Source organism: Emticicia sp. GW821-FHT11C11, assembly GCF_058808615.1.
In genome coordinates this window covers 2,081,824-2,093,404 of record NZ_JBXARV010000001.1, presented here as the reverse complement: position 1 = coordinate 2,093,404, position 11,581 = coordinate 2,081,824, and the positions used below count along the sequence as shown (strand labels likewise).

Genomic DNA, 11,581 nt, shown 5'->3' with positions numbered 1-11,581 from the left:
GGAAAGAGATATTTAAAATCTATCAAAGAAGAATTTTTTACAGCAATTCCATAGGGTCGCCTACAATTCTCAGGTTTTCGTTGAAACTGTTGATGTAAGCCATGTCTTCGCTGCTGATTTCAAAATTGAAAATAGCAAAGTTTTCTTTCAGGCGTTCTAAGTTAGATGATTTAGGTATAGTAGATACTCCCAATTGCAAAGCCCAGCGCAGTATTATCTGTGCTGGGCTTTTGTCGTATTTTTCGGCCACGCTCAACAGTTTTGAATCGGTCATGCGTTCTCCTCTTACCAAAGGCGAATATGCCTGTAACTGAATATTTCTTTCGCGGCAATAATTAAGCAAATCTTCCTGATACAGATACGGGCTGAACTCCACCTGATTCACAGCCGGAACCTCAGTTGCTTCTATCTTCAACTCTTCCAGAAATGGTATCATATAATTGGCTACTCCAATGGCTTTCACCCTACCCTCATGATACAGTCTTTCCAGCGCTTTCCATGTAAATTTTCTTGTGAACTTAATGGGCCAGTGAACCATATACAAATCCACGTAATCAAGATTCAGCTTTTGAAGGCTGACATCAAAAGCCTTTAAGGTTTTCTCATAGCCTTGTTCATCATTATTGACTTTTGTAGTAATGAAAAGGTCTTCTCGTTTGATGTTACTTTGATTAACGGCATTTCCGATTTCGGTTTCGTTGCGATACATGCTGGCTGTATCAATTAAACGGTAGCCCGTTTCTAAAGCCCATAATACTGCCTGTTCGGCTTCTTTTTTGTACATGTCGTACACGCCAAGCCCCAACAACGGCATTCGGACACCATTGTTGAGGCTTGTCATTAACTGTTCAGTTTGCATAGTTACCAGTTTTTCAATCCTAAAAGTTTTTCGCCTAATTCGTTTAACTCGGCTACTTCATATTTTGTTTGCTCCCAATTACGCGGGTCTCCCGGAAACGCATACCCTTCAGGTGCAATGCGGTTTTTCCATGAATTGATTCTCCATTGGCGCAAGCCGTCGTTATCTTCTTCCGCTGGCATCATAGAGATATACTGTGCAATACGCACTTTATCTGTCGACCGGTTCGGTCTGATACCATGCGGCTGGCTGCTGTTGAAAATCATCAGATCACCCGCTTCCAGTTTCACTTTCACCAATTTGTCTTCAAAGCCTGTAATATCCGGTTTAAAATGATTCCGGTCTTCCGGTTGTGTCAGTTTCCAGGTATCATAAGTGCGGAAAAGCTCCGGTATACACTGAAAACCACCCATATTCTCGTCGGTCTGGTCGGCAAGTGCCAATACCCCCTGCACATTTTGTGGCTTGGTTTCAGGGTCATAATCCCAGTGGATAAACCCTTTGAATTCGTCATGTGGTCGTAGCGGGAAATTCAGATTGGCTCTATCAATAGTTACCCATAGTTTTTCTGTACCCCATACATCTGCAAAGGCATCGTATACCCGCTGCATCTGCCGATTATTCCATAAGTGCTGGTTGTTGTAGACTTCTACCATGCCGCTGCCTATCAGTTCTTTCATCTGCATATCGGCCCGAGGCGCAGTGTACCAGGTGTTGCGGTCGTTCGGATCTTTTTCTTCAAATTCCCAGATAAACTTTGCAGTAGCAAGCGCCTGCTCGCGCGGTACTGCATTTTTAACAACAATATAGCCATTTTCAATCCAGAAATCCCAATCTTCTTCACTCAAAACTCTTAATGGTTTGCCATTAGAGCGGTCGCTTAGTTTAATAGCACTGCTGGTGGCAGTAGAAGGATTACCCGGAATATCTTTATGTGCATTGTTCTGTTTCGGCGGAGTCACTGCCATAGTCGGCGCCATGGTGGGAGTCATGGTTTGTTGCTTGAGTTCCATAATTTGTTATATTTTGAATTAAAATAATGATACAAATTTACAGTATTCGTTATCTGTTTTTCTACTCTAATAATTGCCTATTTTTGAACAATATTGATATTTTACCTATATCTTTAACCAATCATTGAGAATAATGGACAAAATAATTTCGGAGCACCGCTCCGAAGAACTAATTGGCGGAGTATCACTCCGCAATACGATGAAACTCCATTTTGAAGAATTTACGCCCGATTCAGACAGTTCTTTCCGGCTGATTATCAACCCAAAGCTGAACGATGTCTTTTACTGGCATTTTCATCCGGAATACGAATTGGTATACATTGAGGGTGCCAACGGCACACGACATGTGGGGGAACATATATCAAGATACGAAGAAAGCGACCTGGTTTTTATAGGTTCTTATATACCCCACCTGAATTTTGACTATGGTGTAAAAACCGAGTGCGAAAAAGTGGTAGTGCAGATACGGCAGGATTTTCTGGGCAATGCCTTTGCCAGTATTCCTGAATTATCGACAGTGTATCGTTTATTCGAGCAATCGAAATATGGGCTTGCCTTTGGAAGAGCCACTAAACTGATGCTGAGAGAAAGACTGCTTAGCCTGAAGAATCTGGGACATTTCGAGCAATTTCTGGAAATACTGAGTATTCTGCAAGTGCTTGCTAAAAGCCCGGAAATGGAATTGCTGCACACCAAACCTGTCGAAAACCAGCATAATAAAAAGGAACAGGAAAGGCTGAAACGCATTTACAATTATATTGATTTGCACTATCAACAGAAAATAGAAGTAGATGAAGTGGCGGCAATGACTAACCTTAGCAAATCAGCTTTTTGCCGGTACTTCAAGAAGATTACGCGCTTGACATTCGTTGAATTCCTGAACCATTATCGCATCAATCAAGCGCAGAAATTATTACTGCTTGATAAAAACGTGACAGAAACATGCTTTGAATGCGGTTTTGAGAGTTTATCTTACTTCAACCGTACTTTTAAAAAAGTAACCGGAGAGAATCCACTTGGGTTCAAGAAAAGATTCTTAAGCAATGACCGATAAAATTAGTCGCGAATAAATTGCTTTCCGCTTTCAAAATCAGCGGCTGAACTTTAACTTTGGTTTTCTGAAACTGAACTACCTAAACAATATCTTTATCAATGAAAAAGACCTTGCCTCTTCTGGCTATTTATTTGTTCTCTTTCGTCATTAGCCATGCACAATCTACCGCCAAAAGAAATTTGAAACCATCGGACGTTTACCGACTACAAACATTGAGCGACCCTCAGATTTCACCGGAAGGTAACTGGGTTTCTTATACATTATCATCGGTTGATTCAGCCAAAAATAAACGTAACGCCGATATCTGGATGGTATCGTGGGACGGAAAAGAAACGATTCAATTAACACACAGTGCTGATGGCGAATCTCAGGGAAGATGGACGCCTGACGGGAAAAATTTCTCGTTTGTATCTGCCAGAAACGGATTGACAAGCAGCCAGATATGGCTGATGGACAGACGAGGAGGTGAAGCCAAACAGTTGACCGATTTGAAGAAAGGTTCTCTGACAGACTATGCGTGGTCGCCTGATAGTAAAAAATTGGTTTTAGCTATTAAGACTCCGTCCGACACCTCGAAAATCAAAACTCCTAAACCGATTGTGTTGGACCGGTTCCAGTTTAAGCAAGATGTGGAAGGCTACCTGACCAAAGCGCCTATCCACTTGTATTTATATGATATAGCCACCAAAAAACTGGATACCCTCACGAAAGGTAATTATGACGAAACCAATCCGAAATGGTCGCCGGATGGCACCCAGATTGCTTTTAGCAGCAACCGCACCGAAGACCCGGACAGAAATTCAAACTCTGACATCTGGTTGGTTGATGCCAAAGCCAACGCGCCTCTGAAACAACTGACCAAATGGACAGGCAGAGACTTTGGCTTCGACTGGAGCCCTGATGGCAAGCAGATTGCTTATTTAAGAAGTACATCGGCAGAGAATTACATTATGTATGACCAGACGATTCTATGTGTGGTTTCAAAAGATGGTGGAGAACCTAAATTGTTGAGTAAATCGCTGGACAGACCTGTGGCTGCTCCCCGCTGGACAAAAGACGGAAGCAGTATTTACGCATTAGTGGCTGATGACCGCACACGCTATGTGGCACAATTCAACACAGCCGACGGAAAAATGACAAAGGTAGTGAGTGGCAACAGAAGCTTCGGCGGACTGGAAAGACACCCTTCGGGCAGTTATCTCACAACCATGAGCGACCCACAGACACCCTCTGAAATGTATGCACTTGAAAACGGTTCTGTACGCAGATTAACGAAGCATCAGGACGATTTTGTATCTAAACTTTCTCTGGCATCGGTTGAAGGATTCACTTCTAAAAGTAAAGACGGAACGCAGGTTTCTAATATTCTTTACCGACCCGCCAATGCCAGCAAGACAGATAAGCTGCCTACTATTTTCTTTATTCATGGTGGGCCCGTGGCGCAAGACGAATACAGTTTTGATCTGAGCCGCCAGATGCTGGCAGCAGCCGGATATGCCGTGGTGGCTGTCAACTACAGAGGCTCAAGTGGTAGAGGGCTTGATTTTTGCAAGGCTATCTGGGCCGATTGGGGAAATAAAGAAGTAGTTGATATTCTGGGTGCGGCAGACTATGTGGTACAAAACGGAATAGCCGACCCTGACAAACTGGGAATAGGTGGCTGGAGCTATGGAGGAATACTGACCGATTATACCATTGCGACCGACACCCGCTTCAAAGCAGCTGCCAGTGGTGCAGGTGTAGCTATGATTTCATCGATGTATGGTGTAGACCAGTATATTCTGCAATATGAGCATGAACTGGGCTCGCCCTGGAAAAACTTTGATAAATACGTAGCGCTCAGTTATCCGTTCCTGAAAGCAGACCGTATTAAGACACCAACCCAATTTATGGTGGGCGAAAGTGATTTCAATGTGCCGTCAGTCGGTAGTGAACAGATGTATCAGGCGTTTAAATCACTGGGCATCCCGACCGAACTGATTATCTACCCGGGTCAGTTTCATGGCATTAGCAATCCTGCTTTTCAGAAAGATCGTTTCGAACGCTACATCAGTTGGTTTGATAAGTATCTGAAAAAGTAATTATTAGCGAATAACAAGTCGTTTAAAATTCAAGACCGGCTAACATACAATTTAATTAAGACAATAGCACCCCTCTCTACTTTCGTAGTAGAAAGGGGTGTTGCTTATTCTAAGGGAATCTCTTTATAGATTTCTTGCATAATACTTTTCCCGACAATTGGTCGATAATGACTTGTCTCAAAGTAATTAGTAACTGAGTCAGTATAATTATTCTTACCGGAGTAGTTAAATAAGTTGCTGCTAAATATTTTCTGAAGTCTTTGAAAGTCTTTTGAATTGATTTTGACCTGGCTGTATAAAGGGCTAATAACCACCTTAAAATTGGTCTTGTTTTTTTTCAGAATCCTATTGATTTCATTCAACATCATTAACTGTCTTTCATTGATTCTCTCCGTCGAATCAGTAAATTCTGTATCCGGTCTATCATAAAAAAGTTGTTTTCGTTTTGCATAATAATCATTGGGGTTATTATCTATTTCTTCTTCCTGATCAATTATCCGAAGCTCGTTTGTTATTGTATCATACTTAATTTTTCTAAAATCAATATAATCACTCATGTATGCCTTCACGGATTTCGTGAACTTAAAATCATAATAACTAATCAGAAACATCGGATTTAAATAGGCACTAAAAAATATCTTGTGAAATTCCAAAATACTTTCACCAGAGACTCTCGGATGCTTTATAAACAAATAACTATTATAATTTTTGTCAGTCTCAAATGTTACGTCAGTGCATATAATAATTAGCGCATTATCAATCCTGGCATTGATTGAATCCAGAAATTTCAATTTCGTATATACTCCATAAATCGATTCTCCTGATGCATCAAACATAAAGGGGTTTCCATCTTCCGGAAGAAATTTCTTCCATTCAAGCGGCTTAAAAGCAAGGGTTCTGGAACTGCCGAAGATGTAGGAATTATATCCGTATTTTTTATAATTTTTAATGAACATTTCGGTCGAAACAAAATCTCTATTGAGAGACACATTCGAATAAGAATAGTCAGAATAATCACGAATTATTTTAAATGGGTCATTGATGAGATATACTGCCAGAATAACTGCCCAAAGGGTTATCAGAGACAAAAGATAAATACCTATTTTGATTAAAAATATTCTCATTTTAAAACTGAAAATAAATAAACTGTTGTTCCTGTGAAAACAAAATCCCATAAATTATAACAAAACCAATAATTAGATATGAAAACCTTCTTAAAGCACGGTTTTCAAAGGTTCTGAGATGTCTTTCGTCATATCTAAGGTTCCAATCAACCATCAGCATAAGTATAATATAAAGAAATGCTATCTTACCTTTGGCATGCAGGATTAACTGAGGATGTTGAAATAAGCTGGTTACTAATGTAGCAATATATTTCAACGCATCTGTAATAGTATCCGATCTAAAGAATATCCAAGCGAATGTCACAAAAGCAAAGGTCGTCCCCATTTGCCCTATTTCTTTCAAATTAGGAAAACGCCGACCGTTTGCTACGACATCAGATACATGTTTTCGATTACGATTCAGGAGAAGTAATGGCATAAATCCACAGGCATGAATAAATCCCCAAGCAATAAAATTCCAACTCGCACCATGCCAAAAGCCACTTACCAGAAAAATTATGAATGTATTCCGAATAGCTTTTAATTTTCCATGCTTTGATCCTCCCAAAGGAATATAAAGATAGTCTCTGAACCAAGAAGATAATGAGATGTGCCACCTTCTCCAAAACTCAGCAATATCTCTGGAGAAATAAGGAAATTTGAAATTACTCAATAGTTCAAACCCGAACAGTTTGGCTGTACCCAAAGCGATGTCAGAATAACCACTGAAATCTCCATAAATCTGAAATGAAAATGCTATAGCACCAATAATCAATGAGGCGCCATTATGATTTTCGTAATTATTAAACATCCTATCCGCTACAATGGCAAGATTATCAGCTATTATTACTTTTTTAAACATTCCCCATAAAATCAGCCTGCAACCTTCAACAACTTGCGTATAATTAAATACTCGTGATTTCTGTACTTGTGGAAGAAGATGATTGGCTCGTTCAATTGGACCTGCTACAAGGAGAGGAAAGAATGATACAAAAACTGCATAGTCAACAAAATTTGAGACTGGTTTTTGTTTACTTCTGTAAATGTCAAACACATAAGACATCCCATGAAAAGTATAGAATGAAATACCGATAGGCAATGCGAATTTCAGGATTACAGGATTAGTATGAAACCCTATCATTTCGAATGCTTTCTGAAATTCAATAGCAAAAAAGTTATAGTACTTGAATACGCCAAGTATACCCAGGTTATTAACAATGCTAAGCCAAAGAAAGAATCTGGCTTTTTTTTTATTGTTAGATGCTACCTGAAATCCATAACAATAGTCTAGTAATGTACTTAGCAACAACAATAACAGGAACTTCCAGCTCCACCATCCATAGAAAACGTAGCTAGCCATTAAAACCAACCCATTCTGCCATTTAAGTGATTTGTTGAATACAAACCAATAGAAGGAAAATACAATCGGTAGAAATAATAAAAATTCAAATGAATTAAATAGCAAAGTTTAGTCTGGTTAAAGTTTGGCAACAACCGTATTCTGCTAATACAAATTTAAAGAAAATTTTGACATTACATAGTTGTAGCTCGAGTTACCTGACAGGCTTCCTTTTTAACAAATTTATAGGTAAATATTCGCGCTTATGTAATTTATCTAACGCATTACTTAGCAGCTTTACAATTTCTATCCCGGATTCTCAGGGTTTGTCACATTTCAAAAAAACTATGTGGTAGAATCCGTAATCTTGTCAGAAAAAAACAGGATTATGAAAATCAGAATCAGAAATTACGAATTAACACTAGTCACACTGCTGGCAGGCATCACGCTTGCCAGCTATATATGGGAAAGTTTAAGTATCAGCAGCAGTGATATCAATGAAAGATACTTACAGGTATTTGCAGCCAATGGTCTTTCCTTTCATTATTTTACGAATGTGCTATCACCTAAGATTGGCACAGTTATCTTTATTTATTTGCTTTATTTAGTATTTCATCTGCTGAACATACCTCAGCTGCTTATTAATCATAAAAGGAATATCATTCAGGATTTTTGGCTGATTGCCTTTATTGCTATCATTGTTTTTTTGCTTGCTTTGAGCGCCAATGTAGCTACTTATTTTGCACATCCTTCTCTTTTTAGTTACGGTGGATACAGGCTACTGGCGATTTTCGGATATAATGATGCCCCCCTAACCGATTTATTTTTTGGTTTCAAAAGAGCTTTTGCGTTGATGAGTGTGTATCTGGTTTATGCTGCGCTCAGAGAGCATTTGATTATCCGGATTCAAAAATCGGCCAGAAAAGATTATCTCAGTCTGGTGGCCAATCAGATAGCTTTAGCAGTAGTCGTTTATTTGGCCGTTCCGTTTTTCACTGCCATATTTATAGGCGGTGATAACGAGATATTCTTTACAATCTATCTTTCATTTATCACCCCTGCCCTTTTTGTCTCTCTTACCAATATTTTCTGGATCTTCCCTTCATCCGACTCACAACCATGGACGAACATCCGGAGCATTACCCTGGTCATTCTCTCTACTTTATTCTATACTTTTTTAACTATTCTGATACCCCGCCAGTTTAATCTAATATCGCTCTGGACAACCTCATGGGCAGGGCAATTGTTTATAGTAACCCCAATCAGTTGGTTAATATATACACAACAGAAAGATAAACTATTGCAATTACGCGGTACCGAGAAAGCACTGGTAAAATCAAAAGCAGATTTGCAGTTTTTGCGCTCACAGATTAATCCGCATTTTCTGTTCAATGCCTTAAATACACTGTATGGCACTGCCCTTTTGGACGGTTCGCAGCGAACTGCCGAGGGCATACAGAAACTGGGAGACATGATGCGTTTTATGCTACACGATAATCATCTTGACTATATTCCGATGAGCAGCGAAATCAGTTATCTGAAGAACTACATCAGTTTACAAAAGCTGCGAATACAATCTACTCCGGCTATCAGTATTGAAGAAAACATAACTGATCAGGCCTGCAACCATGTGATTACTCCTATGATTCTGATTCCGTTTGTTGAAAATGCTTTCAAGCATGGTATTCATACCGGTGAACCGTCATGGATAAAAATAAAACTGAACTGCGACGAGACCACCATCCGGTTCGAGGTAGTCAACAGCATTCATCCTGCCGTCGGAGTCGACCCGGAAAAAGGACATTCAGGCATTGGATTGGAAAATGTGCAAGAAAGATTAAATTTGTTTTATGAGAACAGGCACCAACTCTATTATGGGTCTGACGGCAAAGAATTCAAAGCCACTTTAACCATCCATCCGAATCACTAAAAGTATGCTACAAGCCATTGCTATTGATGATGAGCCCATTGCTCTGGAAATCATTAAGAATCTGGCTGAGCAGGTGTCTTTCGTAGACCTGATTGCCTGTTTTACGAATGCTACCGAAGCAATTGCTTATATGCAGGCCCACAAAACAGACCTTGTGTTTCTTGACATCAAAATGCCGGGTATATCGGGTATCGAGTTGGTAAAGTCTTTACCGCAAAACCCATATGTTATATTCACCACGGCATACAGTGAACATGCCGTGCAAAGTTTCGAGCTCAATGCCATTGATTACCTGTTAAAACCTTTTTCGTTTGCCCGTTTCCTGCAGGCCTGCACCAAAGCTCATGAACAACATGAACTTAGGAATAATCATCAAGCCAATGACTCAAATTTGCCGGCTATCTTTATAAAAAGTGGTTATGAGCAGATCCGACTCGAACTGGCAGATTTGCTATATGCCGAAAGCACAGGCAACTACGTAAAATTTGTAAGCAGTAAACAAACAGTTATTTCGCGGCTTACAATGGCCGAAGCAGAAGAACTGCTACCTGCATCGGCTTTTATCCGTATTCACCGGTCGTTTATCGTTGCCCGAAAGAAAATCACGAAGGTCGATAAACGAAGCGTCTGGATTCAGTCAAAAGAACTGTCTATCGGTGCTGCCTACAGTCCTGACGTAGAAAAATTCATTCTGGCGCACTCCAAAGTTTAAACCCATTTGTAATTATTAACCTCAAATTTCAATCTTATGAAAAAGATGATGGCAACGCTTTGCCTTCTGGCAGGGATATCCTCTGCAATATCTGCCCAAACCGTGTCACAAAAGTTGGATGAACTCCTGAGTGCCTATGCACAAAACAGAGAATTCAACGGTACCGTCCTGGTGGCACAGGGCGGTAAAATACTATTAGAAAAGGGCTATGGTTCTCAGAATCTGGAGAAACCGATAAAGAATACTCCGGCTACCCTCTACCCTATTGCCTCTATTACCAAAACTTTTACGGCTACCCTGATACTAAAACTGACAGAAACAAAGGCCTTATCTTTACAGGATAAACTAAGTAAGTATTTTCCTGATTATCCATCGGGTGACAGCATCACCATCGAAAACCTGTTAACGCATACATCGGGCATCTATAATTATACCAACGACAACGATTTTATGTTCAATGAGGCTACAAAGCACGCGAGTGAGCAAAAGATGCTTTCATTGTTTAAAAATAAACCGCTTGATTTCGCACCGGGAAAAGGCTGGAACTACAGCAATTCGGGTTATTCTCTTTTAGGATTTATTATTGAGAAAGTAACCGGACTGTCTTATTATACTGCCGTTAAGAAATATCTGTTCGCACCGGCAGGTATTACAAACAGTGGGTTCAATTTCGTTGCCCTTCCTGTTGAAAAGAAAGCGCTAGGTTATTATTCAGATTCAGGAAAAGATTACAACAAACAGGCACCTTTAGAAGACTCATCAGTCACCTATGCGGCAGGTGCTATCTATTCTTCTGTTAGCGATTTATACAAGTGGCATCAGGCTTTACAGAACAACAGAATCATCAGCCAATACTCTGCCGAAAAGGCCTATACTCCATTCAGACAGAATTATGGGTATGGTTGGATCACCGACTCCCTTTATCAAAAAAGGGTCGTTTCTCATAGCGGAGGCATGCCGGGTTACCGCAGTAATTTTACGCGAGTAACAGACGATAATGTCTGTATCATTCTTCTGAATAATACCGAAATACCCGGCCTGGGCATTATTACCAAAAATATTATGGCTGTTCTGTATAACCAGCCTTACAAAATACCCAAGGCAAAACAAGCCGTAAAGTTGAATGACGAGGTCGTGAAACGCTACACCGGCACTTTCGAAATTGAGCAACAGAAACTGGTTATCGAATTCAAAATAGAAAACAACACACTGATTGCTTATCCTGTCAATGGGCCGAGGTCCGTTCTGGCAGCGCTGGACGAAACACATTTTTTTGATACAGAGCAGGAAGAAATCGGGATATCGTTTGCCAAAGATGAAACAGGGCGATTTAATAAACTAATACTTGATTTCAGCGGAAGTATCAGAACGGGCAAACGCATCCAATAATTAGGGTATCGAACACAAGCAAGCTTACAAATATTCATCATTTAAGACCGAATAACCTCTCGTTTTAGCAGAGAGCTAAAATTGAAATTCAAATTCATAAA

At 40.0% G+C, this 11,581-nt stretch carries 9 protein-coding genes; 5 read left to right on the top strand and 4 right to left on the bottom strand.

Translation table 11 applies throughout. The features are described from left to right. Positions 1 to 37 precede the first annotated feature (37 nt). Complete coding sequence (locus tag AC1RRY_RS08940; RefSeq protein WP_492816308.1) at positions 38 to 859, bottom strand: aldo/keto reductase; 822 nt, start codon at positions 857 to 859, stop codon at positions 38 to 40. Between the two features lie 2 nt (positions 860 to 861). Beyond that, on the bottom strand, positions 862 to 1,872 hold the full coding sequence (locus tag AC1RRY_RS08935; protein WP_492816310.1) for a phytanoyl-CoA dioxygenase family protein: 1,011 nt from the start codon (positions 1,870 to 1,872) through the stop codon (positions 862 to 864). Positions 1,873 to 2,005: 133 nt separating this feature from the next. Between AC1RRY_RS08935 and AC1RRY_RS08930 the strand changes: the two genes are divergently transcribed. Together AC1RRY_RS08930 and AC1RRY_RS08925 are read left to right on the top strand one after the other, a co-directional pair. Beyond that, positions 2,006 to 2,926, top strand: coding sequence for a helix-turn-helix domain-containing protein (locus AC1RRY_RS08930; RefSeq protein WP_492816312.1), 921 nt, complete (start codon positions 2,006 to 2,008; stop codon positions 2,924 to 2,926). A gap of 98 nt (positions 2,927 to 3,024) precedes the next feature. Then, on the top strand, positions 3,025 to 5,007 hold the full coding sequence (locus AC1RRY_RS08925; RefSeq protein WP_492816314.1) for a S9 family peptidase: 1,983 nt from the start codon (positions 3,025 to 3,027) through the stop codon (positions 5,005 to 5,007). A 104-nt stretch (positions 5,008 to 5,111) separates the two neighbouring features. Here the strand turns inward: AC1RRY_RS08925 and AC1RRY_RS08920 are convergent, their stop codons facing one another. Next, the gene (locus AC1RRY_RS08920; RefSeq protein WP_492816316.1) at positions 5,112 to 6,131 is read right to left on the bottom strand and encodes a hypothetical protein; all 1,020 of its coding nucleotides are present in this window, start codon (positions 6,129 to 6,131) and stop codon (positions 5,112 to 5,114) included. Between the two features lies 1 nt (position 6,132). Next, a complete protein-coding gene (locus tag AC1RRY_RS08915; protein WP_492816318.1) occupies positions 6,133 to 7,470 on the bottom strand; it encodes an MBOAT family O-acyltransferase in 1,338 nt (445 codons plus the stop codon). 367 nt (positions 7,471 to 7,837) lie between these two features. Between AC1RRY_RS08915 and AC1RRY_RS08910 the strand changes: the two genes are divergently transcribed. The 3 genes from AC1RRY_RS08910 to AC1RRY_RS08900 are packed head-to-tail and all read left to right on the top strand — an operon-like array spanning position 7,838 to position 11,480. Continuing rightward, entirely contained in the window at positions 7,838 to 9,379 is a 1,542-nt protein-coding gene (locus AC1RRY_RS08910) for a sensor histidine kinase (RefSeq protein ID WP_492816320.1), read from the top strand. 4 nt (positions 9,380 to 9,383) lie between these two features. Next, a complete protein-coding gene (locus AC1RRY_RS08905) occupies positions 9,384 to 10,091 on the top strand; it encodes a LytR/AlgR family response regulator transcription factor (protein ID WP_492816322.1) in 708 nt (235 codons plus the stop codon). A 36-nt stretch (positions 10,092 to 10,127) separates the two neighbouring features. Beyond that, positions 10,128 to 11,480, top strand: coding sequence for a serine hydrolase domain-containing protein (locus AC1RRY_RS08900; RefSeq protein ID WP_492816324.1), 1,353 nt, complete (start codon positions 10,128 to 10,130; stop codon positions 11,478 to 11,480). The last annotated feature ends 101 nt before the right edge of the window (positions 11,481 to 11,581 follow it).